The 26,977-nt window shown below is 58.2% G+C and carries 20 protein-coding genes and 1 tRNA gene; 9 read left to right on the forward strand and 12 right to left on the reverse strand.

The window, feature by feature from the left end; all coding sequences use genetic code 11:
• Nucleotides 1-128: 128 nt before the first annotated feature.
• Together fbaA and AC1EJZ_RS02615 are read left to right on the forward strand one after the other, a co-directional pair.
• The gene (gene fbaA, locus AC1EJZ_RS02610) at nucleotides 129-1,154 is read left to right on the forward strand and encodes a class II fructose-bisphosphate aldolase (protein ID WP_058237279.1); all 1,026 of its coding nucleotides are present in this window, start codon (nucleotides 129-131) and stop codon (nucleotides 1,152-1,154) included.
• A 214-nt stretch (nucleotides 1,155-1,368) separates the two neighbouring features.
• Nucleotides 1,369-2,676: a hypothetical protein gene (locus tag AC1EJZ_RS02615; RefSeq protein ID WP_480293900.1), complete on the forward strand. Its 1,308-nt coding sequence runs from the start codon at nucleotides 1,369-1,371 to the stop codon at nucleotides 2,674-2,676.
• A 57-nt stretch (nucleotides 2,677-2,733) separates the two neighbouring features.
• Here AC1EJZ_RS02615 and AC1EJZ_RS02620 read toward each other — a convergent pair whose 3' ends face one another.
• The 4 genes from AC1EJZ_RS02620 to AC1EJZ_RS02635 form a co-directional block, all read right to left on the reverse strand.
• Nucleotides 2,734-4,698 (reverse strand): glycoside hydrolase family 127 protein, encoded by a 1,965-nt coding sequence (locus AC1EJZ_RS02620; RefSeq protein ID WP_480293901.1) that lies wholly within the window; start codon nucleotides 4,696-4,698, stop codon nucleotides 2,734-2,736.
• Between the two features lie 156 nt (nucleotides 4,699-4,854).
• On the reverse strand, nucleotides 4,855-5,655 hold the full coding sequence (locus AC1EJZ_RS02625; protein WP_058237277.1) for a glycerophosphodiester phosphodiesterase family protein: 801 nt from the start codon (nucleotides 5,653-5,655) through the stop codon (nucleotides 4,855-4,857).
• A gap of 46 nt (nucleotides 5,656-5,701) precedes the next feature.
• Nucleotides 5,702-6,967 (reverse strand): DUF4032 domain-containing protein, encoded by a 1,266-nt coding sequence (locus tag AC1EJZ_RS02630; RefSeq protein ID WP_257525571.1) that lies wholly within the window; start codon nucleotides 6,965-6,967, stop codon nucleotides 5,702-5,704.
• A gap of 155 nt (nucleotides 6,968-7,122) precedes the next feature.
• Nucleotides 7,123-8,208, reverse strand: a complete 1,086-nt coding sequence (locus tag AC1EJZ_RS02635) for an SGNH/GDSL hydrolase family protein (RefSeq protein WP_058237276.1) — start codon at nucleotides 8,206-8,208, stop codon at nucleotides 7,123-7,125.
• A gap of 149 nt (nucleotides 8,209-8,357) precedes the next feature.
• Here AC1EJZ_RS02635 and AC1EJZ_RS02640 point away from each other — a divergent pair, with 149 nt between their 5' ends.
• Complete coding sequence (locus AC1EJZ_RS02640) at nucleotides 8,358-8,651, forward strand: putative quinol monooxygenase (RefSeq protein WP_058237888.1); 294 nt, start codon at nucleotides 8,358-8,360, stop codon at nucleotides 8,649-8,651.
• 133 nt (nucleotides 8,652-8,784) lie between these two features.
• Here AC1EJZ_RS02640 and AC1EJZ_RS02645 read toward each other — a convergent pair whose 3' ends face one another.
• Both AC1EJZ_RS02645 and AC1EJZ_RS02650 read right to left on the reverse strand, forming a co-directional pair.
• Complete coding sequence (locus AC1EJZ_RS02645; protein WP_480293902.1) at nucleotides 8,785-11,715, reverse strand: Cna B-type domain-containing protein; 2,931 nt, start codon at nucleotides 11,713-11,715, stop codon at nucleotides 8,785-8,787.
• A gap of 693 nt (nucleotides 11,716-12,408) precedes the next feature.
• Nucleotides 12,409-13,563: an ABC transporter ATP-binding protein gene (locus AC1EJZ_RS02650; RefSeq protein ID WP_285014849.1), complete on the reverse strand. Its 1,155-nt coding sequence runs from the start codon at nucleotides 13,561-13,563 to the stop codon at nucleotides 12,409-12,411.
• Between the two features lie 367 nt (nucleotides 13,564-13,930).
• On the opposite strand from AC1EJZ_RS02650, the gene AC1EJZ_RS02655 reads away from it, so the two are divergent.
• From AC1EJZ_RS02655 to AC1EJZ_RS02665, 3 genes are all read left to right on the forward strand, one after another.
• The gene (locus tag AC1EJZ_RS02655) at nucleotides 13,931-15,901 is read left to right on the forward strand and encodes a serine/threonine-protein kinase (protein WP_480293903.1); all 1,971 of its coding nucleotides are present in this window, start codon (nucleotides 13,931-13,933) and stop codon (nucleotides 15,899-15,901) included.
• A gap of 134 nt (nucleotides 15,902-16,035) precedes the next feature.
• On the forward strand, nucleotides 16,036-16,842 hold the full coding sequence (locus AC1EJZ_RS02660; RefSeq protein WP_070727661.1) for a DsbA family protein: 807 nt from the start codon (nucleotides 16,036-16,038) through the stop codon (nucleotides 16,840-16,842).
• Between the two features lie 108 nt (nucleotides 16,843-16,950).
• Nucleotides 16,951-17,026 (forward strand) — tRNA-Thr (locus AC1EJZ_RS02665).
• Nucleotides 17,027-17,524: 498 nt separating this feature from the next.
• Here AC1EJZ_RS02665 and AC1EJZ_RS02670 read toward each other — a convergent pair.
• Together AC1EJZ_RS02670 and AC1EJZ_RS02675 are read right to left on the reverse strand one after the other, a co-directional pair.
• Nucleotides 17,525-17,917, reverse strand: coding sequence for a hypothetical protein (locus AC1EJZ_RS02670; RefSeq protein WP_070727658.1), 393 nt, complete (start codon nucleotides 17,915-17,917; stop codon nucleotides 17,525-17,527).
• A 489-nt stretch (nucleotides 17,918-18,406) separates the two neighbouring features.
• On the reverse strand, nucleotides 18,407-19,102 hold the full coding sequence (locus AC1EJZ_RS02675; RefSeq protein ID WP_227469376.1) for a uracil-DNA glycosylase: 696 nt from the start codon (nucleotides 19,100-19,102) through the stop codon (nucleotides 18,407-18,409).
• A 146-nt stretch (nucleotides 19,103-19,248) separates the two neighbouring features.
• Between AC1EJZ_RS02675 and AC1EJZ_RS02680 the strand changes: the two genes are divergently transcribed.
• The 3 genes from AC1EJZ_RS02680 (at nucleotide 19,249) to groL (ending at nucleotide 22,889) form a co-directional block, all read left to right on the forward strand.
• A complete protein-coding gene (locus AC1EJZ_RS02680; RefSeq protein WP_082628586.1) occupies nucleotides 19,249-19,872 on the forward strand; it encodes a LytR C-terminal domain-containing protein in 624 nt (207 codons plus the stop codon).
• Nucleotides 19,873-19,900: 28 nt separating this feature from the next.
• Nucleotides 19,901-20,977: a glutathione S-transferase C-terminal domain-containing protein gene (locus AC1EJZ_RS02685; protein WP_480289577.1), complete on the forward strand. Its 1,077-nt coding sequence runs from the start codon at nucleotides 19,901-19,903 to the stop codon at nucleotides 20,975-20,977.
• A gap of 289 nt (nucleotides 20,978-21,266) precedes the next feature.
• The gene (gene groL, locus AC1EJZ_RS02690; RefSeq protein WP_058237261.1) at nucleotides 21,267-22,889 is read left to right on the forward strand and encodes a chaperonin GroEL; all 1,623 of its coding nucleotides are present in this window, start codon (nucleotides 21,267-21,269) and stop codon (nucleotides 22,887-22,889) included.
• A gap of 126 nt (nucleotides 22,890-23,015) precedes the next feature.
• Here the strand turns inward: groL and AC1EJZ_RS02695 are convergent, their stop codons facing one another.
• From AC1EJZ_RS02695 to AC1EJZ_RS02710, 4 genes are all read right to left on the reverse strand, one after another.
• The gene (locus tag AC1EJZ_RS02695; RefSeq protein ID WP_058237260.1) at nucleotides 23,016-23,303 is read right to left on the reverse strand and encodes a WXG100 family type VII secretion target; all 288 of its coding nucleotides are present in this window, start codon (nucleotides 23,301-23,303) and stop codon (nucleotides 23,016-23,018) included.
• Nucleotides 23,304-23,522: 219 nt separating this feature from the next.
• Entirely contained in the window at nucleotides 23,523-24,557 is a 1,035-nt protein-coding gene (locus tag AC1EJZ_RS02700) for an HD domain-containing protein (protein WP_058237259.1), read from the reverse strand.
• 132 nt (nucleotides 24,558-24,689) lie between these two features.
• Nucleotides 24,690-26,132, reverse strand: coding sequence for a sensor histidine kinase (locus AC1EJZ_RS02705; RefSeq protein ID WP_082628585.1), 1,443 nt, complete (start codon nucleotides 26,130-26,132; stop codon nucleotides 24,690-24,692).
• A gap of 59 nt (nucleotides 26,133-26,191) precedes the next feature.
• On the reverse strand, nucleotides 26,192-26,914 hold the full coding sequence (locus AC1EJZ_RS02710; RefSeq protein ID WP_092648830.1) for a response regulator transcription factor: 723 nt from the start codon (nucleotides 26,912-26,914) through the stop codon (nucleotides 26,192-26,194).
• Nucleotides 26,915-26,977: the final 63 nt, after the last annotated feature.

The raw sequence follows: 26,977 nt of genomic DNA on the forward strand, positions 1-26,977 counted from the left end.
CAACACTCATGCGCTGGGCCTGCTGCCAATAAGTGTGCAATGGTCGGACGGGACTTTCTCCCCTCCACGGCCGAGCAAAACATGAGATAATACTGATTGACCGACTGTCGTTCAAAGAGGAGGCTCCTGTGCCTATCGCAACACCTGAGGTCTACAACGAAATGTTCGATCGCGCCAAGAAGGGCAAGTTTGCTTACCCTGCGATCAACGTGACCTCATCCCAAACTCTGACTGCAGCTCTGCGAGGCTTCGCGGAAGCAGAATCCGATGGCATCATCCAGGTTTCTGTGGGCGGCGCAGAATACTGGTCCGGCTCGACGATCAAGGATCGCGTTGCCGGCTCACTCGCTATGGCTGCATACGCACGCGAGGTTGCCAAGAACTACCCAGTCACCGTCGCGCTGCACACTGACCACTGCGCCAAGCAGAACATTGATTCCTGGATTCGTCCGCTCATGGAACTGGAAGCCGAAGAGGTCAAGGCAGGACGTCTGCCCTTCTACCAGTCCCACATGTGGGACGGCTCATCCGTTCCGTTGGACGAGAACCTGAAGATCGCTCAGGAACTGCTGGAGCTGTCGCAGAAGTCCAACACCATTCTTGAAGTTGAGATCGGTGTTGTCGGCGGCGAAGAAGACGGCATCAAGGGCGAGATCAACGAAAAGCTCTACACCACTCCTGAAGACGGCATCAAGACCGTCGAGGCACTGGGTCTGGGCGAAAAGGGCCGTTACATCACAGCGCTGACCTTCGGTAACGTCCACGGTGCGTACAAGCCTGGTTTCGTCAAGCTGCGCCCGGAGATCCTCGGAGAGATCCAGGAAGCTGTGGGCAAGAAGTTCGATGCTGGCGACCGACCCTTCGACCTGGTGATGCACGGCGGATCCGGTTCGACCGCTGAGGAAATCGCCACCGCTGTCGAAAACGGCGTCATCAAGATGAACGTCGACACCGACACGCAGTACGCATTCACCCGTCCCGTTGCCGCCTGGATGATGCAGAACGTCGAAGGCGTTCTGAAGATCGACGGCGAGGTCGGCGTGAAGAAGCAGTACGATCCTCGTTCATGGGGCAAGGCTGCTGAAGCTGGCATGGCTGCTCGCGTTGTCGAGGCATGTGAGCGTCTGGGCTCCACCGGCACCAAGATGAAGTAAGCATTCGCGAGCCGCTGTCACTGACAGCATCCGCGAACGGTCACCTTGCCGGTGACTGACGTGAAGAAGGCTCGGATGGGCGCGCTGTCGAGCGTGACCATCCGAGCCTTTTCGCTGTGTAAAGGCAGAAAACGGCGCCTGACTGCTCAAAATGGGGCGCAAGACGTCTGCTCGTGATGAGATACTGGTAGTGAAATCAACGTGGGAGGATCCAATGACGCAACAGTGGAATCGGATTGACGGCATGATGATTGCCCAGACACTCAATCCTGAAGAAGTCGCTGAAGACTTGTCCAAGAGAGGAATCGTCGCGCGACTGGAGTGGTTTGACCGCAGCACGCGGCTGCTGGGCTTTGTCATGGCATCCAACGATGATGGCAAGCTCGCCACCATCGGACCTCGCTCCGAGATCCTCAAACCGGGACCAACCGAACAGGAACTCGCTGACGAACTTGCCACCACCTACAAGGCCGAGGTGCGACTTGGCGCCGGCCAGTCAGACCACCTGGATGAAGTTGTTGACGGACCGCACGACGATGCGCGGGCGGACGAGGCAGGCGACGACGATTCCGAAAAGGACGCACCAGATACGGCCGACGAAACAGCCTCATTAAGCCAGGACGAACTGCGCGCCCAATTCAATGGCGACATGAACGAACCGTTCGATGCAGTGAAATCGCGCATTATCGAAATCGGACGGACTCCCGCATCGTCCGTCCCACTGTTGGCGGCACTCGAAGGTGTCGATATTGCAGATCTTGAGCTGCCCGGCGATGCACGCGCACTCTTTGCCGAACTGCCCCCGGAACGTTTGGGCTGGAACTTCGGCGATTTGCCGCTGGTCACGCTGTCCATGGCAGATGACGAATTCCAGATATTCCTGGTGACCGACGACCATCTTGAACATGTCATTTCCTTCAACTGGGCAATGCGATACCTGATGGTCCCCGGCAAACGCGGTGTCAGCGGGAAAAACACCGACGAAATCGACGCGCTCGTCGGCGAAAACACGAATATGAAAGAAATCGCCGCGATGATTCCCGGTGCCGACGCCGACGCACTCATTGACGCCACCACAAAGAGCGGTGACGAGGCAGTGAAAGCCGTCGTGGCGGCAGTTGGCCTGCCGGATAGTGCCGCCGACTTCCTGCTCGGCAGGTGCAAGGCTGAAGCAGTTGAGAGAACGCAGCCTCACATGGCGCGCGGAATTTCCAATGCAATTGGTCGAAGCGTTGACATTCTGCTGCGGGAACCGGAAGCAACCGGCCACAACATCTGGGAAGCTTACCACTCGACCGCGCTTGAAAAGCCCTGGATTGTGCGCGTCGGCGCAGCGGTGGAAGCTGCAACCGGTGCGATGCTGGTGGCAACGGCGATCCGCACCTCGAAACCCCGATCCGGATGGAGCAAGGTCGCCGGTATCCTCGGTTCACTGCTCATCATTGACTCCGTTGCTGAAGTATCACTGGCGAAACTGCTGGCACTGCGAGCCGACCGGCGCACGGACGCTTCCGCACAGTAGTTTCTTTCTTGGGGAACTGAGCGTTGTGGGCGGAGACGGCATGGGATGTTGAGGCTGTTACCGCAGTCTTTCTGCATCCAGGAGCCATACGGCCATTGCGCCCTGGCCGCGGTTATTCCATGCGTAGTACGGCACGAATGTTGCGCGAGTGCTTGTCAATGACGGCGAGTGATGCGAGTACATTGCCGCGTTGTCCGAGGAGGTGGCCGCGGCGGCAGAAAGATGAAGCTCGTAGAGACCAAGCTCATTGTTGAAAGAAGTATCGGCGTCAGAGCAATCGGCTATAGCAATGCATGGTATGGGTGCATCGTTGTCAATCTCTTCAGCGCAATACACCAGAGGTCCACGTTCAATTGCCACCTTGCCGGCGCAGTCTCCTACGCGGGGATTTGCCCACACGCGGGTTGTGTCCATCGCAAGACGAAGGTCCACCTGCGTCGAGTCGTGCCACGTTCGTTCGATGCACGCGTACCCGTCGCACATCGCAGGGGTAACAGACTCGCCATTGATGGCCAGTGTGAATGACGAAGCCCATTGTGGAATTCGTAAACGCAGCATGTGCTCTGTCGGGGAACTGGCACTGACAGTGAGATTGACGTGGCCATCCCATGGCATGTTGCTCGTCTGCTGGATTTTCATGCTGCCGTTTGCAACAGGCCACGATGCCTCACTGCTGATATAGAGATTGACGGTCATCACTTCAGCCTTGTAATCGTCAGCAGTGTGACACGTGGTATCTTCAGTCGAAGTGGCAGGAGAGTCGCCCTCGTCGATGGAGTAAATAAAGTGTTCGAGCGAAGCGAGCAGACGTGCGAAATTCGGCGGGCAGCATGCGCATCCAAACCACGGTGAACGCGAACGCGTCCCATCGGACTCAAGAGGATTATCGTAGAAATAGCTCATGCCATCGAGTGAGGCTCCGGAAAGCACCCCGTTGTACAGTGCGCGCTCAAGAACATCAATGTGACGTGCTTGACCGGTCATGTACGCCATGCGTTGTGCCCAGAAAACGAGGCCGATAGCTGCGCATGTTTCGGCGTAGCCGTGTTCGTTCGGCAGATGATAGGCAGGCCCGAAGGATTCGAGTGCTGGTTCGGATCCCACTCCGCCCGTGACGTACATTTTGCGTGTCGTCACGTCATTCCACAGGGTCTCGCATGCGTCGCGCAGACGCTGATCGTGAGTGGCGATTGCGAGGTCAGCCATTGCGGTATAGAGGTACATGGCTCGCACTGCGTGCCCAACCGCTTCATCCTGCTCGCGTACGGGTCGATGCGCCTGATGATATTCGTATGTGTCATCTGACTGCATGCCTGTCCGCGCGCGTTCTTCGAGTGCGAAGTATGAGGGTTTCTGGCCGCGCCGATCAATAAAGCGTTGCGCCAATTCAAGATAGCGTGTCTGGTTCGTAAGACGAGCCAACTTTACCAAAGCGAGTTCAATTTCCTCGTGACCTGGGTAGCCGCCACTGCAGGGTCCATCATCTGCAAACACACGGTCAATCAGGTCGACATAGCGGGTGACAACACCCAGCAGTTTTGTCGAGCCGGTTGCATACGTATGCGCGACGGCAGCCTCAATGAGATGGCCGGCGCAATACAGCTCGTGTTGATCTCGCAAGTTTGTCCAGCGCTTGTCAGGCTCGACCAGCGTGAAATGGGTATTGAGATAGCCGTCGTCCTGCTGGGCGCCGGCAAGCAGTTCAATCGTGGAATCAACGGCTTTTTCGAGGGCGGGATCTGGATGGGAGGCCAGAGAATTCGATGCAGCTTCGATCCATTTGGCGATATCTGAATCCCAGAAGATGTGAGGTTCTGGTGTCTGGCCAGGTTTCCACGCCATTTTTAGCGCATCAAAATGATGCCCCGGTTTGCTCATCTGAGCCTGCTGATGGGAAAGTGAGCGCGTGCGGACGATTTCGCGACGTGGAGACCAGAAATCATCAGTAACTGTGACTGACTTGAGAGGCAGTGCGCCTGGTAACGGAGAAAAAAACGATAAATGTGAACGTTCACGAATCACGGCAGTGTGAATCCTTTCGAACCGTTTTCTTTGATGGTAGTAGCCTGATGGCCATTCGTCGAATGTGCGTTGATACGCTGCGCACCTGGCGTATCAGAAACTGCCAGAAGGAGACGGCGCGTCGACCGGCATACGGCCGACGCGCCACAACGTCTTCTAGGCGCGCAGAGCCTCAGCCGGGAAGTCCTGAACCCGGTCAGTGAAAATACCCGTGACACCCCATGCGGCCAGTTCGCGTGCGCGATCAACATCGTTGACAGTCCACACGTTCACTTCCAGGCCAGCCTGACGGGCATACTCCACGTCGCGATGTGTGACAGCCTTATTTGCAGGGTGAACCGCTGTGCACCCCAGTTTGGCGGCGGCATCGACGGCACTGGTGATCGACTCGGATTCGGGGTCAACGAGCCAGCCCAGATCGAGGGATCGATGCACCGTACCGAAGGCGCTGGCCTGGCCGCCCTGGTGATGTGCCTGCCATGCGACGGAAAAGTCGCAGAGGAGGGCGTGATCAAAGGAGGACACCAGGATCTGCGACGGATTCTTCATACCGGCCACGAGCACACAAATACGGTCGATCAGCTCGCTGCGCAGCGTCTGCCCACCCTGGCACGGCTTGATCTCCAGGTTGCCGATCATCTGATTGGCGTCCAGGAACGTGAGCACCTCGCTCAGCTCAGGAACTCGCTCAAAGCGATATGTGTCGGAAAACCACGCGCCCGCATCCAGGCGACGCAGGTCCTTGAAACCTTTGTCGTAGTAGCCGCCGGTACCGGACGTGGTGCGGTCGAAAGTCTGGTCGTGCATGACCAGTAATGTTCCATCGCCCATGATGTCGACATCGAACTCGATTCGACGAGCCCCGACTTCCATCGCTTTGACGAACGCTCCCATCGTGTTTTCGGGCGCGAGGGATGAGGCCCCGCGATGGGCGAAAAGGTGAGGAAACTCAGACACGGATTCTCCTTCAGACGTAGTCAGGGGCGGTGCAATGTCGCCCTCGTTAATACATATCCTCATTGTGGAAGGCAGGCAACTCTGCAGTATCGAGCGGGTCAGGATCGAGAAGCACAGCCTCGTCACGCTTTTGAGGCAGAACGGAACGCGTGTAGGAATCGATGACGTCAGCGAGCGGGATATCATGTCCGGCTTGCTGAGCGAGGTACCAGCGGTGCTCCAGAACTTCATGGAAAATCTGCGCCGGCTCGAGTTTCCGGGTCATCTCGGGCGGCACGCCGGTGACGATCGGTTCGAACACGTCACGCATCCATTCGTGCGCCACGATTTCAATGGGCATGTTCTGACGACCGGTGATCGCACGATACGTTTGCAGATCATTCAGCATGCGGCGTGCCTGCTGTTCGCCCACATCCATTCCCGTCAAACGCATGATCTGTCGATGATAGTGCCCTGCATCCACCACTTTTGGCGTGATCGTCAGGTGCGTGCCGTCAATATCTGACACCATCTGCAGTTCGCCCACATTGAAACCCAGGTCGTTGAGGCGTTCGATGCGCTCAGCGACCTTCCACCGCTGATTCAGCTCGATGGATTCGGATGCGGTCAGTTCGTGCCACAGGTCCTCGTAGCGCGAACGGATGCGGTCACCCACGATGATCGGGTCTTCGTCCTCCGGAAAGAAACCGCCAGCCTGCAGGTCCATCAGTTCACCGATAATGTTCGTGCGCGCCAGGTCAACGTCGTAGTCACGCTGACCGGGCGTCAGGTTCGGGTGCAGCTCGCCGGTTTCCGCGTCCACCAGGTACGCCGAAAATGCCCCGGCATCGCGGCGGAACAGTGTATTCGACAGGGACACGTCGCCCCAGTAGAAGCCGAGCAGGTGGAGGCGAACGAGCAGCACGGCAAGCGCGTCGATGAGACGAGTCGCCGTGTCGGGAGTCATGAACTGGCTGAACAATGCGCGGTAGGGCAGTGAAAACTGCAGGTGCTCTGTAACCAGTGCGGCGTTGAGCTCTTCGCCCTGCGGGTCGCGTCTGCCAGTAATGACAGCTGTAGGTTGGACGGACGGAGCATCCAGACGCACGAGATCGCGCAGGAGTTGATATTCGTGGTGGGCAACCGACTCGCCAATCTCCTTGACGGCGATCACGCGCCCGGACAGGTTGACGAAACGCACGATGTGTCGCGAAATTCCACGCGGCAGCGCGGCCAGAATCTCACTGGGCCAGTCTTCCAGCGGAACTTCCCACGGAAGGTCCAGCAACGCAGGATCGACGCGTGCAGCAGTGATCTCCATGGACTGAGGCATAGGTCTATTCTCGCACTTTATTGGCGTGTCATGTGGGACGCATGGATGGACCGGCGGACGCCGGCTTGCAGATGCGCGGGGTGGGGTCGCCCTCGTTGAGAGTGAAAGATCACGAGGAGCGACTGGCCAACCCGGTTTCTGCCTTGTGCGCGAGTTTAACGCTGCGCAAGAATCGCGTCGGTGAGCGTGTCGGCTTCCGCTGCCCAGCCACTGGGCGTGGGATGCATGTAGCCCATAAGGTCGGTGGAGGCGAAAGGTGCTGAGATCCAGGAATGATCCTGGGACGCCGCCATGTGCGGATCGAGGCCGTGCCCGTCGAAGGCGTCTCGAATGTCAACAAGGTGGAAGCGGGTCGTCCCATTGGCCTTGTTCAGATCGCTGATGATGCTGGACTGCAGGTCGGTGTAGCGAGCCTGGAGGGTGCGCAGCGTGGTGCCGGCATCGAACCAACCTGCAGGACCTTCGGGAAGCATGTAGGACGGCGTGCTCAGCAGATCCGGGTAGGACAGCAGATAGATGTCAGCGTTGCCGGCGGCACGCTCGTCAATATCTCTCAGAAGGGTGGTGAGGCGCGTGCGGAAGGTGTCGACGGTGACGGTAGCCTCGTTCATGCGCTGCTGGCAGGACGAGGCATCACGCCCGATGAAGCAGGACACGATGATGCCGAAGAAGTTGGCATCGTTGCCGCCAATTGTCAGGAACACGGAGTCATAGTCGGGGGTGACGGCGTCGAGCTGAGGGAGCGCGTACAGGTGGCATTCGGCGGTGGCCGTGTAGAGAGAACCGGCAGGTGCGGGAGCGACCTGGCGAATATCCCACGTGAAGTTCCCCTCGGGAAGTACGCCGCAGATCTGGGATTCTTCGACGCGGCGCTGCCATTCAGCGGGCTGGTCAGGGTAGGTCGACTTGGGTAGAACGTAGGTCTTCGTCACCGACTTCTTCCACCCCAGGGACTGTGAGGAGTAGAAGTCCTTCGACTGTGCACCTGAGCAGGCACGGTTTGTGTACGAGGCGCCAAGGCGTTCAGCGGTGACAGCACCGTAATTATTGGGCGAGCGGTAACAGTTCGTGTCCGTGTAGTTCTGCGCGCCGTTCCCGGCCGAGTAGGAATCGCCCAGCTGCAAAATAGTGTGCGGGGTCGAGGGTGACTCAGATGCGGTGGCGCTCTCAGCGTGCGCTGTAAGCGGTGCGAGGAGACTGAGGCATGCCACTGCAATGCCTGATGCAACTAGACGACGCATTTGACATCCTTCCATGATGGCCTGAGGAGCGGCCGCAGCTGGCCCCTCCTGTCATGACAATACCTTGTGAAGGGGACAGAACGCGTGAACAGGCCGCCAGGAATAGGCTGGTCGGTAAATCGCTGGACGTAGCGACACAGGGGGTCACGATGAGCCTAACGGTTAATCTGTATTACACAGGACACAATGGGAGCGCCCGCGCATTTGCTCAGGAGATGGTAACCAGCGGCATTGTTGATCGAGTTCGCGCCCAGGAAGGTAATGAACGTTACGAGTATTTCTTCCCGATGAATGATCCGGAGACGGTTCTGTTGATCGACCGTTGGCATGACCAAGAAGCCCTTGACCGGCATCACCATTCAGAGATGATGACGCAGATCGCGCAGCTACGTGAGAAGTACGCGCTGCATCTGCGGGTCGAACGCTATCGCGACGATCACTGACCATGGGGGCCTGACGGCGATCCGTGTCGTCCTCGATATCGCCCTACCTTCCAGCGAAAGCTGTACGATCAGGTGATCAGCCCTGATGGTGAAAACCGTGCAGGGGCGTGGTCTTCGCCATCAGGGCAGCTTCTCATCTCTCAGCCCTGCGCCGTAAACGCGCTCCAGCCCTGACAGCGACTCCTGCAGCGCCCAGTGCGCCGAACAACCACAGCGCCGTGGAATCAGCTCCCGTTTTCACCAGACGAGGCGGTGCCGGGGGTGTCGGCGGGGTTGGTGGAGTAGGCGGTGTCGGTGGCTTCTGCCTGTTCGTCAGTGTCACCACCACATCGTGAGAGCCCTCCTGCGTTGCTGTCTGCTGCGCAGCTGAGTCAAATCCTTCGATTGGCGTCTCGGCCACTGCGTACCGAACCGGCTCGCCTGCAACGGTTCGTGGCAAGTTCGTAAAGGTGTAAGTCCAATTGCCGTCAGCATCGGGGGTGATGGTGACGGGGTCGCCCACGTTGGTTGGGTCGCCCTCGCCAATTTGCCGGGTGAGCTGGACCGTGATGCTGTCCGGGATGGCGGGGGAGGTGCCTTCAAGCATTTCGCCATCAACATCTTGCCAGATCTTATTGACCGTCACAGTCATTGGAGTCTGCGTATTCGTGATGGTGAGTGCGCGCACCTGCGGGGCATCCGAAATCATGGTGATGGGGGAAATGACTGAATCATAGCCGTCGACGTGCAACTCGTGAATTGAATATGTAACCTCTTCAGCCTCGTCGCTGCCAGCGTTGATGAGGGTTGTTGGCAGGCCTTTAAACGTGTGACGCCAGTTGCCGTCCTTATCAGGAGTAATGGTAATGGGATCGCCGAGCTGAGTCGGATCGTGCTGCCCGATTTGGCGCATCAACTGGATCGTGATGCTTGAGGGCAACGAGGGCGACGCACCGGGAATCTCGGTGCCTTCACTGTCATGCCACTGCTTAGCGACTTCCAGATCAACTGTGTCGGGTTTTCCGAAAGTGACGTTGCCGTTTGAACCGATTCCTGCACCTCGTTCGGCACTGTTTTTCGTGATTGTGAGCTTGGCCAGCGCTGATGCATCATTCTTCGTGTGATCTGTAGCCTCTGAGTGGAGACCCTCATTTCGGAGCGGCCGATCCCAGAAATCTTGCGGGTCGCCTGGAGCCTCTGGGGAGAAACGTTGGTCTTTGTTATCGAAGTAGTAGGTGACGTCGCCGCCACCCAGCATACGATTGGCCAAGCGTAAATTGATCGACCCGGCGGAACCGTAATTGTCGTGGGCGATATCGGAACCGAAATGGCTGGCAGAGTTATTGAAAATCCCGGCACCTTCTGTCACGTATAAGTCGATGGAGCCGGTCGGGCAGACCCACACTCCGCCACCGATATACCCCGCGTCATTATGGTTAACTGCAACGTTTTCAAAGTGCGCTGAGTAGGACTTGGTGGCCACGTAGACACCGCCCCCCATTTGCTTCGCCGTGTTCGCTTCGATGTTTCCACCGCGTAAAGTAACGCGGTTGCTAACAATGTTGATACCGCCGCCGGTGCGAGAGGCACTGTTATGGGAGATGGTCCCGCCGTTCATGATAAAAGCTGCCGGAGAAAGGTCTGCCCAGGCATCAGGGGTGTACCCAGCCTGCTTTCCTGTGCTGGGGATCTCTGCCCATGTCTTTTCAGCGCCTTGTACGTAGTCATCGAATGTTCCTACGCCGCCTCCATTGGGAGCGGTGTTATTGGTGATCGTTCCGCCGTTCATTGTCACAACGGAGTTGCCAAATGAAAAAACTCCGCCGCCGCTGAATCGACTGGTGTTGTTGGTGATCGTTCCGCCGTTGATTTCTACTGTATTGCGTGCTGATTCTTTGGTCTGTTCAGCTTCTTCTTTCGAGAACGGCCACGACATTGCGAGAATGCCTCCGGCGAAGCCGTTGTTGCTGGAGATCTCACCGCCATTCATCACCATGTGGCCACCGTTGTACAGGCCGACCCCTCCTGCTTCACCGTAGTCGTACGGTGAGTGCTCACTGACGCCTGAGCCCCAACCGTCGGTGATGAGTCCTCCATGCATGATGAACGTTGCACCATCGCTGACTGCGATATTGCCTGCACCGTTTTGAGTAGTGGTGGGATCTTGTCGTCTGTGGTTATCGGTGATGGTGCCGCCATTCATGGTGAACGAAGCTTTGGAACCCGTGACGGTCACTGCACCGATGTGAGATCCTGAGTGGTCGCGTACGCCGCTGAGCGTGCCTTGATTGAGGACAAATGCTCCTCGTGAGTGGACAAGGATCTGCCCATTCTTAACGTACTCGCCGCGAGCGCCCATCTCGATCTCGCCGCCTTCGGGCTGAGCAGAAATGGTCAGGGTAGCGCCTTCCTCGACGTTGAACAGAGCAGAACCTCTGAACCCGTCCTCAGCGATGAGCGACGAGGAATTGGCTCCCCACGCATTGGCAGGATAATTGACCAGCTCAATGTCAGCTCCGCGTGGAATCGTGACAGTGTCGGTGAGATAGGGGCCGACCATTCCCAGAACGATGCGAGTTGGTGTGGAGCCAGCCTGTGTGATCAGTGAACGGAATTGGTCCTCGCTGCACGTGAGATCTTGCTGAGGCGTGTAGCAATAGACCTCAGTGCGTTCAGGATCTGGCGCCGATTCGGTTGCGGCTGACCGTTGAGTACTGGTGCGTGCTGAATCGGTGGCCGGCGCTGTCATCAATGGGGCAGCTCCAGGCATCGGCGCGTCGGCTGCTGTGGAGTAGTCTTCATCTTCCACAGTACCGACAACAGCGGGATCTCCCGGATTTTCAGGAATATGAAGGCCTCCCTGCTCTGAGGGCGATTCAGTACCGCTTTGCGGTGAATCTGCAATGGTATTGGAGGCTTCGGGAGAGTCGGAGGCGGCGTCATCAGCCCAAGTCGGGGAGACGAAACCAACTACGAGGCTCGAGGTACACGCGAGCGCTGCCGCGCATAATGCTGCCAAATGTGTGAAAGTCGATGTGCGAGTGCGTGTCGGACTGTGCCCTGGACGAGAGGGTGCAATAAACATGTGATCACCTGTCAATGGGTTTGAGTTATGCTGCCGTGCAACTGTGAGAGACAATCAACGAAAGCTTACCACTAGGTTGGAGTAAAGACAAAGGGGGTCGTGACAAGTGCTCGTGGAAGGATGAGTCAGGCAAATAGTGCGCTGAAGATTCCCTCAGTGGTCTTGAAACGAAGCGTTGCGGTTTTGTTCTACGTGTTTCGGAGGTTTGGGAATGTGGTTGGGAGGTATTGGCGGGAGTTGAGGTACTGCGAGGTCAGGATGGTTGCGGATCGTCCTGCCGATGGTGGGCCGATGGCAGCGTGTGTTTTCTCAAACGACAAACGTCGCTGACGTACAGGAATAAACCGGCAACGGGTAATGTATATGATTCTGACGCGGAAGCCCTCGCCTGAAACCATCAACGGCCTGTTCGAAGCTGAACCGATATGCAAGCAAATTTTTGGGACCGCTCCACCTTGTCGTACTCCCCACGAGAGCTAGAGCCCCTGGTAGAACGCTGCTTGCCTCCACCAAGCCCTCAACTGCACCAGTGAAGAGCAAAGTGTTCGATCCAAATTTGACAGAGTGTAAAATTTGTGTCTAGAAGAGATACGAAAAGGTGGCTCGCCCCATGTTGGGGCGAGCCACCGGTGATATTTCAGTGGGGGAACAGCATCAGATTTGCATCGTCAGCTGACCCTCGTGAGTCTTGACTTAGGCAGGCAGACGCTCGCCAGTTGCCGCCGAGAAGTTGTGTTGCTGCGCAGGAATGACGCGAGCGTGGATCACAGATCCCGGCTTCGGAGCGGTACGCGGAGGAACGCGAACGATCAACTGATCGCTCTTGTCTTCCTTATTCTCATCAGGATTCTCGTCGGTACCCGATCCAAGGCCGTGGCCTCCCTCGACACCTGCAAGGTGTCCGTAGATGTAGGCGTCAGAGCCGAGTTCCTCAACGAAGTCGACTTCGATCGGAATGGTGCCTTCGACATCTTCACCAACCAGCTCAAGTCCCTCAGGACGGAAACCGATGACGACCGTGTTGTTGTCTTCTGGCTTCAGAGCCGCAATGGTGGCATCCGACAGGGCAACGCGAGCAGTTCCGAGGACGCCCCAGTTGCCTTCGACCTTGAAACGACCCAGGTTCATTGCAGGTGAACCGATGAATCCTGCGACGAATTCGTTGGCGGGGCGTTCGTACATTTCCTGAGGTGTGCCAACCTGCTGAAGGATGCCGTTGTTGAGAACCGCGATGCGGTCACCCATTGTCAGAGCTTCGGTCTGGTCGTGGGTCACGTACACGGTTGTAACACCGAGTTCGCGCTGCAGAGATGCAATCTGGGTACGAGTCTGCACACGCAGCTTGGCATCCAGGTTGGATAGCGGCTCGTCCATCAGGAACACCTGCGGTTTACGAACAATTGCACGTCCCATTGCGACTCGCTGACGCTGACCACCGGACAGAGCCTTCGGCTTGCGGTCCAGGTAGGGCTCCAGGTCAAGGATGCGTGCTGCTTCGTTCACGCGCTCACGGATTTCGTTCTTATCCGTGCCAGCGATCTTCAGAGCAAAGCCCATGTTGTCGCGCACAGTCATGTGCGGGTACAGAGCGTAGTTCTGGAAGACCATTGCAATGTCGCGGTTCTTGGGCTGAACATCGGTGACATCGCGGTCACCAATGAAAATGCGTCCAGAGTTGACGTCTTCAAGACCAGCAAGCATACGCAGTGACGTTGACTTTCCGCAGCCGGAAGGACCAACGAGGACGAGGAACTCGCCGTCAGCGATTTCCAGGGACAGTTCTTTCACAGCTGGCTTGTCTGAACCCGGGTAAATGCGGGTTGCCTTATCAAACGTTACTGTTGCCATGTTTTTAACCTCCACCGACAGGTACGTGCCGGACGATCCAAGTAGAGAGCCGGGACAACGGCGTCTTCACCGCTGCCGATGCTGCCGTTCCCCCTGTGAACGAAAGCACTGGATTAAAAATACCATGAGATCGACAGCGGGGGATACCTGAGATAGTGAATCAGTCCTGTTGCGCATGTCACTGACCAGCATCATCAGCTATGACAGTGCAAGAATCAGCCATGAGTGAAAGAGGTCTCGTCATTCTTGGACTCGCGCATGGCCCACAGTCTCACTGGGAGCTTTTCCCGCGCCCGCTCTTACGTGATTGTCGAAATTCCTCGAATCTAAGTCCTGCAGAGCGTCATCATTCGATACGCTCAAGAATGTGGATATCGGGCAACGCGTTGGCGGCTACGAACTGGTCAGCCGTCTGGGCACGGGAGGTGCCGGCACTGTCTGGCTGGCTCGTGACGATGGAGGAGCACAAGTCGCCCTGAAAATGCTGCACCCGGCTCAGGCTGCCACGGAGGAAGCCCGACAGCGTCTGAGCAGAGAAGCTGCCACGGTCAATCGAATCCGATCAGACGGCGTCGTGCGCGTCCTCGATGTTGAAACGGAAGCCGCTGAACCCTTCGTTGTCACCGAATACGTGAACGGCCCAACCCTCGCCTCGCGCATCCGCAGCGGGACAATGAAACTGAGCGAAGTGGCGCGCCTGGCCACAGCACTGAACCGTATCCTCAAACGTGTCCACGGGGCAGGGGTGGTTCACCGTGACATCAAACCGTCGAACATCATTCTGTCCGAACGCGGCCCCGTGCTCATCGACTTCGGTATCGCGGTCGGGGATGGGGATGACCGGCTGACGGCGACCGGACTGGTGTCCGGCACTGCGGGCTACACCGCACCGGAAGTAATGACGGGCAGTCCGGTGACTCCTCAGGCTGATTGGTGGTCCCTGAGCGCCACGATCCTGCACGCATTGACCGGCCGACCACCTTTTGGAGGCGGAGCACCCGGCGTCATCATTTCGCGCCTCCTTGCCGGTGATGCGGATATCGCGGGATTGCCTCCTCGCTTGGCATCGTCCATGAAACGATGCCTGGATCCTACTGTCGACAACCGTATGAGCTTCGAAAGCCTGTGCTCCGTTCTGAACGGTGCGGCAGATTCGCACGCTCGCGATGGATACGGCTCCGGCCACGACGACGAAACTGATCAGTACTCAGACACATGGACGGGGAGCTCACTGGTCACTTCCAGCCTGGGTGACCTGGGCTCAACATTCATGCCCTCATCATTTGACGAGAACGACTACACGAGTGACACGCCTGAGACAACACAGTATCCCGATCTGACCACCAATCAGGCGTACACCCAGCCTCTGACTCAGAGCACTGACGTGTATCGCGCACCGCAACCCGGCCAGCCAGAGCTCTCTGCCGGGCAGCCCAATCAGTGGGAGCCGCCTGTCACGATACCGTACCCAGTGTCTCCTCCCGACCAGACGGCTGTCATCCCCACCGACGTGCCTCCGCTTCCGCCCGATGAGGCGCAACCAGGGTGGCAAAGCGCAGGCCCCTTCCTGGTCAACAAGGGCGGCGAGTCGTTCAAGAAACTTCCGACGTGGGATGATGCGCAGTCACCCTCGACAATTACGGTGGACAAGCCTGCGCCCCTCGAACTGGCGGAGCCGGGCGAAGGGGACGTCGAGGAAACCGATGGTGAACCTGAATGGCAACCTCCCCCTCTGAAGAGAACGGGGGTCTTGTCGACCTGCCTGATGGCGGCCCTCTCGCTGCTGCCTGTCGCATACGGCATGTCGGGACTGGTCGCAGTGCTCGCAACCCTCCTGGTATTCAGTGTGATCGGGCAGTTCCGCGAACGCAAGGTCAACCGGCAGAGGGATCGCAACGGGCCGGGGCCGGGAGATACGGCCATGACACTTCTCAAAGTGCCGATCATGGTGGTGGTCGGTGTGCTGAGCATAGCCCTCGCTTCGGTGATCGCATGTATATGGGCGGCGATCGTGTGGGCCATCGCCATTGTGACGGTGCTGAGGGATTATCTTGAGATGTCTCTGGAAACCCTTCAATGGCCCGGTGACCTGGTGCTATGGGGCGGGGTACTCTCCGATCCCAGTGGAATTGCGACTCAGATGATTCCGCTGACGGCGCTGATGGCTGTCTCACTGGTGCTGCTGATGAGCTTCAGGATCCTCGAGCTTACTGAATCAGTGCGTGATGGAATGGCGATCGTGTTCCGCACCGTGTCGCCGCCGTGGTGGGGGCGTGCGTTGTTGAGTGCGGCTTTCCTGGCCATCCCGGTCGCGTTCTGGCTGACGACGGTTTCCTAGATGTGCTGACGGCGGTTTCCGAGAGAGACGGCTGTGGATGCTCAGGCCTGTTGGGTTCGCGTCAGGTGGGTCATCGCGTCATAATGATCCTGCGTGAAAATCAGTATCTGCCCGAAGCGAGGAGCACATAACCGATGGCGAAGTCAGAATCATCGCGTGATACGCGCACGAAGGCGCGGGAGATGCGCGAAGCCCAGCTCAAGTCGGAAAAGCGTACCCGCGTCATCATCATCGGCGTGGTCGTGCTGGTTGTTGTCGCCGTGGTTGCAGCTGTGGCGGCAGTGATGCTGACGTATCGCCCGAAAGGTTCGGCTCTGCCTGACGAGGAGGCCGCAGCGCTGCTGGGACCGTACGCAGATTCGTCGCCGGTGGTGTACTCCCACAACGGCATTGAGGATCCTGATCCCAACCTGCCGACGCTGACGATCTATTTTGACTACTCGTGCCACGTATGTGCGCAGGTTGACACCGCGGGCGGTGAAGAAATCGTCCAGGCTGCTACTGACGGGAAGTTCAACATTGCCTACCAGCCCGTCACAACAGTTGGCATGGACTACGCGAAACCCGCGACCACAGCATCGCTGATCGTTGCACAGAAGGATCCCGAACACTGGGTGGCGTTCCATCACGCGCTGATGGGCTTCTTCAATGAGCAGTGGACGTCTGGCGATACACGCGTCGTCAAATCAATGGATCAGTCCATTGACAAGGTGGCGGAACTCGCCCGTTCCGTGGGAGTTCCTGACGAAGTTGTCTCGACCTTCGACGCCAATGCGGTGCAAACCTACTTGGCGAACTCCACTAAAGTATGGGGCGAGAAGAAGTTCGCGGGTCGCGGCGATTCGTACGGCACCCCCGAATACGTGAAGGATGGCACGAAGGTTATTCCGTTCACGCTGGAGAACTTTGCCTCCGACATTATTTCGGGGATGGCTGAGTAAGCGGTTCGCGCTTGCCGTAAGCGGTGAGTAGTCGTCTCGAGGGATTCTTCACACTCAATAGATTCGATTGGTGTTCACTGGTGTGCTCATGGCAAGATATGTGAGCTGGCCACCTTAGCTCAGTTGGTAGAGCACCCGCCTTGTAAGCGGACGGTCGCGAGTTCGAGTCTCGCAGGTGGCTCCATACTTTCGAATTGGATGACGTCAGGCCGGCGAATAATTGGTGTGCATATAGCCGAGGGTGTCTCCCGTCCCCTGAACATTCCTCGAGTGCAAGGGTGAGCCTGGTGGTGGTGCTGGATCAGCGTCACCGTGGTGGACGGTAAGACGAACGCTGTCACAATGGACACGGAGGGGTGCAGCACGATTGCCCATCGTGACGGGGCTACGAACTCAAAAGGCGTGTCGTAGCGGTGTCGGGGTGATCGACGCGACCCAATCGGTGGCCGATTGCGTTGAATCGATGAGGGCATCCCCGCTATGTGGTGTATGCGGGACGTTGGCTTTCTTAGGTAGTTCCCGTATTTGCAGCTTCAACAGGTGTATTTCGGGCATTAACCCTGAATGCTCGACGCATTCGTTTTCAGAGGAATTGCGTCTATCGCAGTGAACAGCAGATGCGCTTGTTGGTGACGCCTTGACTACACCTTAAGAAACGCGCCAAAGTGCTGTCCTGTGTCGATCACCTGGGCGGCTGGAGGTCCCCAGTCAGCTTAACTGTGACACCGAGCTCTTGGCACCTTTCGACAATTCCGGTTGTCTGGGAGGCAAATGAGTCAAGCATGCCAGGATTCTGGGTTTCGCCGAACTTTTCAATGTTGTTTCTTGTCCGCACGAGCTTGTCCTGGAGGTGAAGATCTTCCGCTGCTTGTTCCGCATTATTGAGCTTGTCGGTGATCTGCGACAGTGCGTCCTCATTCGGCGCCGAGCGATCCTCGATGGTGGCGAAGATATCAACGGCCTCTTTGTACAGCCCGCACGCTGTCTTGTCGCCTTCGGCGGCATTGCTTCCGCCACACGCAGTGAGTGTCAAAGCTGCTGCAAGTGTCAGAAGTGGTAGTGCGTAACGTTTCACCGCGTGTCCTCGGTTTCTTTATCTGCTAGTACGATGCGTATGGGCGCGTCAACAGCGTCCCGCGGTACATTACCACAGGCCGGACCGGGAACTGGTACGAAGTGGATACAAGGCGGCTACTGCTGGCTGCCAGGGGATGCTGCCGAATCAGGTATGCCGCTACGGGGCTAGCCTCCGCCAATTGGCAAAGGCTCAGTCTGATCCCTCGCTTCCTCGCGAATCTCCACATCGCCAACGCAACATACGACAAGAGCAAAGAGTAAAAGCGACGCGCTCGTATCTCCTGCCGTTTTGAATGAACTGACTCCTCGCACTCACGACTGAACACATAACTGTCCAACTTTCAGGGGTCAGCACGGCCGTGAGAGCAGAGTTCTGCCTAATTGCGACCAACCCGTCCTCGAAAGTCCGCTTTCAGATTGCCGGCCTCTGCGCCGCTATCTGCATCCGCGGCCAGCGGTCCCGCCTGAAAGAGTGGCCCTAAGATTCCTACGGCAACTGCCAGTTGACCGGCTCCGCACCCTGAGACTGCAGCAGCGCATTGACACGCGAAAACGGCCGCGAACCGAAGAACCCGCGACGAGCAGAAAGCGGCGACGGATGAGCAGACTCCACCACAGGTGTTGCACCCAGTCGCGGCTTCAGTCCCTGAGCATCGCGACCCCATAAAACAGCGACCAGAGGCCTCCCTCGTCCAACAAGAGCATCGATCGCGCAATCCGTCACCTCTTCCCAGCCGCGGCCACGATGCGAAGCCGGCGCGCCAGGGCGCACAGTAAGGACGCGGTTCAGCAGGCACACTCCCTCGCGTGACCAGGGAGTCAAATCACCGCTGGTCGGACGAGGCACACCCAGATCCTCCACCAACTCAGTGAAGATATTCTCCAAGGAGCGAGGCGGGCGAACCCCGGGAGCAACAGAAAACGACAGCCCCATGGCGTGCCCGGGTGTCGGATAGGGATCCTGGCCGACGACGAGCACCTTGACCTCATCAAACGGATATGTGAACGCGCGCAACACGTCCCGTCCGGCAGGAAAGTACCCGTGACCAGATTGAATCTCCGAGCGCAACATCTGTCCAAGCTCATGCACGCGCTCTTCAACCGGAGCCAGCGCCCGCGCCCATCCCGGATCAAGCAGCTCACTCAATGGTCGCGGGCCGGTGCCGCCTTCAATTTCGCTCACGTACCTAGCGTATCCCGTCTTATTGACGAGGGTGCCCTTCGAGCCGCGGTCTGAGCGGTATGTTGAGACAGCCGTAACCGGCGCTGCCGATGCGACACCCGGCCGATTGGCCGCACAAAAGTGACAGTTACAGATAGTCTAAGCGCGTGAGCTCACAGTATCCGAAGGATGAATTTGATCGAGCTGGCGAAGATATGCCGGTCGGTATGCACCGCGCCCAGCCCTCGAAATGGCGCTCAGTCGCGCCGTTCTTGATTCTTCTCATCGTTATCCCGCTGCTCGGATGGGGTCTCGCGCGAGTCCTCACCAATGCAGGAATCACGCCGTCACAGTCCGATTCGACTCAGTCGGTCGCACAGTCGGTCGCGCCCCCCTCGGGCGATGTGCAATCGGGCGAGCAGGCAGATGAGAAGCCAGAAGCTTCGGGAACTGGCTCAACCGACACACAGGTATCGGGCGAAGAAACTCAATCGTCCGGAGATGAGCCAACTGAAGAAATCATCGACAAGCATGTCAAGATCGGCGTCCTCAACGGCACGGGTATCGAGGGGCTTGCGGCCGAAAAATCCGCAGCGCTGAACGAGGCAGGATTCCCCGGAACTATCGCTGAGAACGCAGAAGGTTGGGTCTCCGACGTTTCTGTGGTGTACTACGCCGATCCGCAGATCGAAAAATCCGCCCACGAAATCGCCCGAGTCCTGGGAATTGACGAGGTTCGCGAGAACTTCGATGATGTCGGTGACTACGACGTGGTCGTCCTGCTCAGATAAGAGGAACCCCTCAAGAAGAGGCGGAAATATGGCTGACGACGCTCAGAAAGCTCACAACGCCGCAACCGAAGGCGCGTACGTACGCGACACCGCCTACATTGCTGACAGGATTGTGTCGTCGATCCCGCCAGGATCCGCTCCGCAACCGCGATCAGGCGATGCACGTGAAGTGGGGAACATGTTGTGGCCGGTCGAGTCTGGCCGCTACCGCCTCATGGCCGCCCGAGCTTGCCCGTGGGCACACCGCGCTGTCATCATCCGCCGACTCATGGGTCTGGAGGACGCTCTGACACTGAGTCTGGCAGGCCCCACCCACGATGCCCGGTCATGGAACTACAGTGGGATGTACCCCGACGACCGTGATCCGGTGCTTGGCATCGAGCGCCTCCAGGACGCATACTTTGCGCGCGTGCCCGACTATCCGAAAGGGAGCACCGTCCCTGCGATTGTGGATGTCCCCAGTGGTGCCGTGGTGACCAATGACTTTAACCAGATGACCATCGACATGTGCACACAGTGGTCAGGCGTGCAGCGTGACGGCGCTGCGGACCTGTATCCAGAGTCGTTAGTGGACGAAATCGAAGCCGTCAACGACGAGGTCTACCCGAACATCAACAACGGTGTCTATCGGTGCGGTTTCGCCGCTGACCAATCCAGCTACGAGGACGCCTATCGAGATCTGTGGCGCGCAATGGACTGGGTTAGTGATCGGCTCACCTCCCGCCGCTACCTGGTCGGTGACCACATCACGCTGGCTGACGTGCGACTGTTCACCACCCTTGTGCGTTTCGATGCAGTCTATTTCGGGCACTTCAAAGCCAATCGGATGATGATCCGTGACATGCCGGTACTGCGTGCCTACCTGCAGGACCTGTTCCAAACACCGGGTTTCGGTGACACGGTGGACATCCAACAGATCAAAGAGCACTACTACATCGTGCACGAGGAAATCAACCCCACCCGCGTTGTCCCTGTGGGACCGGATCTGTCGTACCTTCTGGAAGAACATGATCGCGAGCAGCTGGGCGGCCAACCGTTCGGACAAGGAACAGCGCCTGGCCCTGTGCGAGAAGACGAGCGCCCTCCCGCACTGACTGAATGTTAAAGAACGCGCAGCTCAGCGCCGTCGGTCACAGCTGCCGGGCAAGGTGGCCGCTGGGCGGGCTATCCGCCGGTACAACCCGCTTCATGACTGTTCGCTATGAGCGACTATGCCCGTCTTGCACTCTCGGGTCGAGAGTGCCAAAATTGGATTAGCACTCGCCAAGGCAGAGTGATAAAAGACCTTAGGGCTGGTGAGGTTACACCGGCAACGAGACAAGAACGTTGCCAGTGGAATCGTCCGTCGCGGGCACCGTCCCTACGATCCGCAATGCGGAAGGAATATACATAGCATGTCCAAGCTCATTCATTTTGATGAGGAAGCGCGCCGTGGCATGGAGCGCGGTCTGAATCTTCTGGCTGACACCGTCAAGGTCACGCTTGGCCCCAAGGGCCGCAACGTTGTCCTCGACAAGAAGTGGGGAGCTCCCACGATCACCAAAGACGGCGTGTCTGTCGCCAAGGAAATCGACCTCGAAGATCCGTTTGAGCGCATCGGCGCCGAACTGGTGAAGGAAGTTGCCAAGAAGACCGATGACGTCGCCGGTGATGGCACCACGACCGCAACCGTTCTTGCCCAGGCACTCGTACACGAAGGTTTGCGTAACGTCGCAGCCGGCGCCAACCCGATTGGAATCAAGCGCGGCATCGACCAGGCAGTTGAAGCAATCGTTGAGCAGCTGCACAAGGACGCCAAGCCGATCGAAACCACCGACCAGATCGCTGCAACCGCGTCGATCTCGGCAAATGATCCGGCCATCGGCAAGCTCATCGCTGAAGCTTTCGAAAAGGTCGGAGCCGAAGGTGTTGTGACTGTTGAAGAGACCAACTCCTTCGACACCACCTTGGAGACCACCGAAGGCATGCGTTTCGACAAGGGCTACCTGTCCGCGTACTTCGTCACCGACACTGAGCGTCAGGAAGCAGTCCTTGAGGACCCTTACGTTCTGCTCATGGAATCCAAGATCTCCAATGTCAAGGATCTGCTGCCCCTGCTTGAGAAGGTCATGCAGTCCGGCAAGTCCCTGCTGATTGTTGCTGAGGACATCGAAGGTGAAGCGCTGGCTACACTGGTCGTCAACAAGATCCGCGGAACCTTCAAGTCAGTGGCCGTCAAGGCTCCCGGCTTTGGCGATCGCCGCAAGGCAATGCTGCAGGATATGGCCATCCTGACCGGCGGTCAGGTCATCTCCGAGACTGTTGGCCTTTCCCTCGAGAACGCCGATCTGGAACTGCTGGGTCGCGCCCGCAAGGTTGTCGTCACCAAGGACGAGACCACCATTGTGGACGGCGCCGGTGAAAAGGACGCCATCGATGGTCGCATCCGCCAGATCAAGACCGAGATCGAGAACACCGATTCCGATTACGACCGCGAGAAGCTGCAAGAACGCCTCGCCAAGCTTTCCGGTGGTGTCGCCGTTATCAAGTCCGGCGCCGCAACCGAGGTTGAGCTGAAGGAGCGTAAGCACCGCATCGAAGATGCTATCCGTAACGCCCGCGCAGCCTCTGAAGAAGGCATCGTGGCCGGTGGTGGTGTGGCACTGCTCCACGCCGCACACGCAGCGCTGGACGACCTCAAGGTCGAAGGCGACGTGGCAACAGGCGTGGGCATTGTGCGCCTGGCTGTTGCAGCTCCTATCAAGCAGATCGCTGAGAACGCCGGACTCGAAGGCGGCGTCGTGGTGGATCGCGTGTCCTCCATGAAGCCGGGCGAAGGCCTGAACGCTGACAGCGGCGAATACGGTGACCTGATGGCTGAAGGAATCTCCGACCCGGTCAAGGTGACTCGTTCCGCACTGCAGAACGCAGCATCCATCGCCGGAATGTTCCTGACCACTGAGGCCGTTGTGGCCGACAAGCCAGAACCGCCAGCAGCGCCCGCTGCCGGTGGCGATGACATGGGCGGAATGTACTAAGCCGCATCTGACCTACAGACACCAATTGACTGGAAGGTGCTGACCGCATATCCAGTTAAGCGCGAGGAAGTCCCGTTGAGCACACGTGCTCGGCGGGGCTTCCTCGCATGTTCGCGACATCGTCACTTACGCGAACAACGACACGGTCTGCGACTCGGCATCAGCGTAGACGTTGGCAGCAGCGGATAGCTGCGTGCTGATCGAATCCAATGACGATTCAACCTGCGTTTGAGTTGCGCGCCAGGAGGCGGTCAGCTCAGCGAAATTAGCTGACGCAACTCCCGTCCATGTGTCCTGCAGGGCCAGAAGATCAGCCATCATGGATGCCACTTCTGTTCGAATACGTTCGGCTGTGGCGCCGATATTGGCCGCAGATGCAGCAACTAGATCTGAGTCGACGTTATATGTTGCCATCGGGGATCATCCTTTCGGTTGCGCGAACCCGCGGTGGGCTCGTCACACATACCGTAGGAAGGGCAGCCGCCCTCGAAAACATTGCGCCTGGAACCTGTGGATGCGCGCAGAGAATACCTCCTCCTGTGGATGCGCAGGAAGAATGCTTTTTCCTGTGAACGCGCGGGAAGAACGCCTCCTCCTGCGAACGCGCGTCGAGGGGGAGCCTGACGAGCGGCTTCAGGACTGAGAACTGGGGCGGCTGGGCACATCCAGCGTCTCGATAGCTGTTTCCAGTGAGGAAGCATCTTCGTTGTCGGAGTCGTCATCCCCATCGGAACCGGGGCGCGCCGCGTAACCATCCGCTGCCTCGGGAGCCAGCACAGGGATGGTGGATGTCGTCTCGACGTCATCGTCGTCACCCTCATCCTGCATCTGCGAGCAGTTATTCCACTTCAAATGCTTGCGGCGAATGATGATGGCACCCGACGATGTTACTTGCGCATCGTCAAACTGACCGGTTGTGGGTCCATCCACCACTTCGATGCCGGAGGTGTTGTCACTGGCCGATGAGATATCAGAAGGATCCTTCTCAAGAATTGCTTCATCGAGCTTGGCCAGCTCAGCTTCCAGGTTTTCGCGGGCACGCGACTCCCATTCAGCAGCGCCAGGGGAGTGAAAGACCGAATCGCGAGCCAGCAGGCGGCGCACCACGATCCGGCGGGCACGCAAGTAGGCCAAATCATCGACTTGTTCGTATTCTTCACGCAGCGACTGACGGAATTTCTTGTACTCCTGCGGCGCGGCAGCGATCGAAGCGAGGTCAGCGTCCACCAGAACCTGCGCGTCCACGTCATCACGCGGGGCGGTGTGTATGGCGACCATGCGAATCAGGTCGGCAACCCGCATTGCCACGTCGTCGCTGATTCCCAGTCCGGTCAAGTGTTCGTGAGTCAATTCGGCGCACTCGGCGCTGACGGCCTGCGGGCTTGAACCCCACAAAGCCGCCTGCACAGCGCGGTTCAGGATCAAACCGTGGTACCACGCTGCGATACGAAGAACATCGGGATCGTGTGTTGACCCCGACAGCTCATCGAGATGCGCCAGTACATCGATCAGGTGCCGCACATTGTGCAGCGTTCGACCCGGCTCATTCCACCGGCTGAGGAGTTCACGAGCCTCGGCGTCAAGTTGAGCGGGCGTTGCGGTAGCCCCCAACTCCTGCATTGACTGAACAAATGAACTGAACAGCCACTGAGGTGCTTCAGCACCCATGACGATTCACACTCCTTGAAAGGGATGATACCGAGCTATGGTAGCCGCACTTGGTGTCATATTCCTACCCGAGAGTCCCAAAAAAGGCGGATGTGTGGGCGAAATAGCATCGCGCGCCCAGCGCGCAGCGCCTCACATGCCTTGATCTGCCTCGTTTGTGAGGTCCTCCGCAGTCAAATGTGTGGGCAGTTCAATACGCACCGTCAAGCCACCACCAGGGGTCGTTTTCAGCTCAGTGGTGCCGTTGTGCGCCCCAATAATCGAAGCAACGATCGCCAATCCCAGACCAGATCCGCCCGTCGTGCGCGCGCGTGAATCCTCAGTGCGGTAGAAGCGCTCAAAGACGCGTTTTTGTTCGTCTTCAGCAATGCCGGGACCGTGGTCACGGAATTCCACGATCGCCATGCCGTCGTTGAGTCCCAGAGCCAGCTCCACTGGCGTATCGCTGGACGTGTAGCGGTTGATGTTGCCTACCAGATTCGTGAAAACCTGCTGAATGCGGTCACGGTCCACATTGACCGTCAACGTCATCGGAGCTTTACGCCCGGACAGTGACCTGACGGTGATGTCGCGTGCAGGATCGAGCGCCTCAAGGTCGGAGGCAGCATTGTCAGCAATTTTGACGAGGTCCACCGGAGTCAGGGCAAGAGGTCGCCCCTCGTCAATTCGTGCCAGCGTCAGCAGATCCTCCACGAGGTTTCCCATGCGCGTGGCCTCGGAGTGAATACGACTGATGACTTCTGGAACCTGGTTGCCGGGCACGCCTCCCATCTGATAGAGCTCGCCGTACCCGCGGATGGCGGCAAGAGGAGTGCGCAGCTCGTGTGACGCGTCAGAGACGAAACGACGGATCTTACGGTCAGACTCGGCGCGCGTATGGAATGACTGTTCGACCTGACTGAGCATCGTGTTGAGTGACAATGCCAGCGATCCGACTTCAGTGGTTGGCGGTTCGGGTGGGATGCGCTGACTCAGGTCTCCGGCAGCGATGCGACCGGCAACGACCTCAATATTGCGCAGCGGTTTGAGAGACTTGCGCACCAGGTACTGGCCGATCGTCCCTCCTGCGATGACGATAATCATGGAGGTCAGCAGGAAGTAGAAAGCGGTGTCTGACAGTGTGCGCTGGACGTCAGTGAGTGGAAGTGCAATGGTCATGACCCCAACGGGATCCTGACTGCCTCGCACTCCCAGCGGAATCGCCATTGCCCGCCACGTGGAGCCGGGCAGTGACGATGAGACGGTGACGGGCCGCGTCCACCCGGATTCAGTATTGGCAAATTCGCCCGGCTCGAGCAGGTCGGGAATATTCGGCGTGCCCGAGTACTCTAAGGTTTCAGGCGACGTATAGGTCCAGGTCTGCCCGTCGGCGTGCACCGCGCGAATGAAAAATCGGGTTGGAACATAAGCGTTGGTGTTCGTCAATTCGGTGAGGGATTGCCGGGCCAGGGGTGATGCTGACGAGACCAGTTGCGCGTCGATCTGTGAGGTCAGGTGACGCTGAAGCAGGCCGATCATTGCTGCTCCAGCCATTGTCAGGCCGAGGGCCAGCAAGGCCACTGTCAAGATCACCATGCGTGATGACAGGGGCCGGTGTTCCCATATCTGCCGGGCAGATTGGACGGGTTGCACTGTCAGCTGTCTTCCCTCAGCATGTAGCCCACGCCGCGGCGAGTGTGGATGAGCTCGCCCGACGATCCTTCGACTGACAATTTGCGACGCAGGTAGGAAATATACGACTCAACGATGGCTGCTTCACCATCCCAGTCGTATTCCCACACGTGATCAAGGATCTGCATCTTGGAGACGACGCGCCCCTCGTTGATCATCAGGTAGCGTAAGAGCTTGAACTCGGTGGGGGATAGCTCGATATCGATGCCCGCGCGGCGAACCTCGTGAGCATCCTCGTCCAGTTCCAAATCCCCCACACGCAGCATGCCGTCATCTTCGCCGCTGTGGTGAGTACGGCGCAGGATGGCGCGGATGCGAGCGACGACTTCCTCCAGGCCGAAAGGTTTGGTGACATAGTCGTCTCCGCCCACTGTCAGCCCCTGGATTTTGTCGCGCATATCGTCACGCGCAGTCAGGAACAGGACCGGAACCGTGATACCCGCTTCGCGTAAACGCCGCGTCACCGTGAAGCCATCCATGTCGGGCAGCATCACATCCAGCACGATGAGATCAGGGTGGGATTGCGTGGCCTCGTGAAAAGCGCTGGCACCATCCGCAGCAGCGATCACTTCGAATCCAGCAAAACGTAATGATGATGCGAGAAGGTCGCGGATATTCGGTTCGTCATCGACGACGAGCAGACGCGCTTCGGCGGAGTCGGATGAAGTCGGGATATGAACAGCCATACACTTAGTGTGGCGGTTCATCCTGAAAGTTGGCTGAACGACGCGTGAGAGTTCAGCATGTTC

It is taken from the genome of Pauljensenia sp. C0170B5, assembly GCF_056590195.1.

Excerpts from the sequence above, each read along its gene's own strand:
- AC1EJZ_RS02615 (WP_480293900.1), top strand. The coding sequence starts at position 1,369 with ATGACGCAACAGTGGAATCGGATTGACGGCATGATGATTGCCCAGACA.
- AC1EJZ_RS02630 (WP_257525571.1), bottom strand. The coding sequence starts at position 6,967 with ATGCCTCAGTCCATGGAGATCACTGCTGCACGCGTCGATCCTGCGTTG.
- AC1EJZ_RS02635 (WP_058237276.1), bottom strand. The coding sequence starts at position 8,208 with ATGCGTCGTCTAGTTGCATCAGGCATTGCAGTGGCATGCCTCAGTCTC.
- AC1EJZ_RS02640 (WP_058237888.1), top strand. The coding sequence starts at position 8,358 with ATGAGCCTAACGGTTAATCTGTATTACACAGGACACAATGGGAGCGCC.
- AC1EJZ_RS02645 (WP_480293902.1), bottom strand. The coding sequence starts at position 11,715 with ATGTTTATTGCACCCTCTCGTCCAGGGCACAGTCCGACACGCACTCGC.
- AC1EJZ_RS02650 (WP_285014849.1), bottom strand. The coding sequence starts at position 13,563 with ATGGCAACAGTAACGTTTGATAAGGCAACCCGCATTTACCCGGGTTCA.
- AC1EJZ_RS02660 (WP_070727661.1), top strand. The coding sequence starts at position 16,036 with ATGGCGAAGTCAGAATCATCGCGTGATACGCGCACGAAGGCGCGGGAG.
- AC1EJZ_RS02685 (WP_480289577.1), top strand. The coding sequence starts at position 19,901 with ATGGCTGACGACGCTCAGAAAGCTCACAACGCCGCAACCGAAGGCGCG.
- groL (WP_058237261.1), top strand. The coding sequence starts at position 21,267 with ATGTCCAAGCTCATTCATTTTGATGAGGAAGCGCGCCGTGGCATGGAG.
- AC1EJZ_RS02695 (WP_058237260.1), bottom strand. The coding sequence starts at position 23,303 with ATGGCAACATATAACGTCGACTCAGATCTAGTTGCTGCATCTGCGGCC.
- AC1EJZ_RS02700 (WP_058237259.1), bottom strand. The coding sequence starts at position 24,557 with ATGGGTGCTGAAGCACCTCAGTGGCTGTTCAGTTCATTTGTTCAGTCA.
- AC1EJZ_RS02705 (WP_082628585.1), bottom strand. The coding sequence starts at position 26,132 with ATGGTGATCTTGACAGTGGCCTTGCTGGCCCTCGGCCTGACAATGGCT.
- AC1EJZ_RS02710 (WP_092648830.1), bottom strand. The coding sequence starts at position 26,914 with ATGGCTGTTCATATCCCGACTTCATCCGACTCCGCCGAAGCGCGTCTG.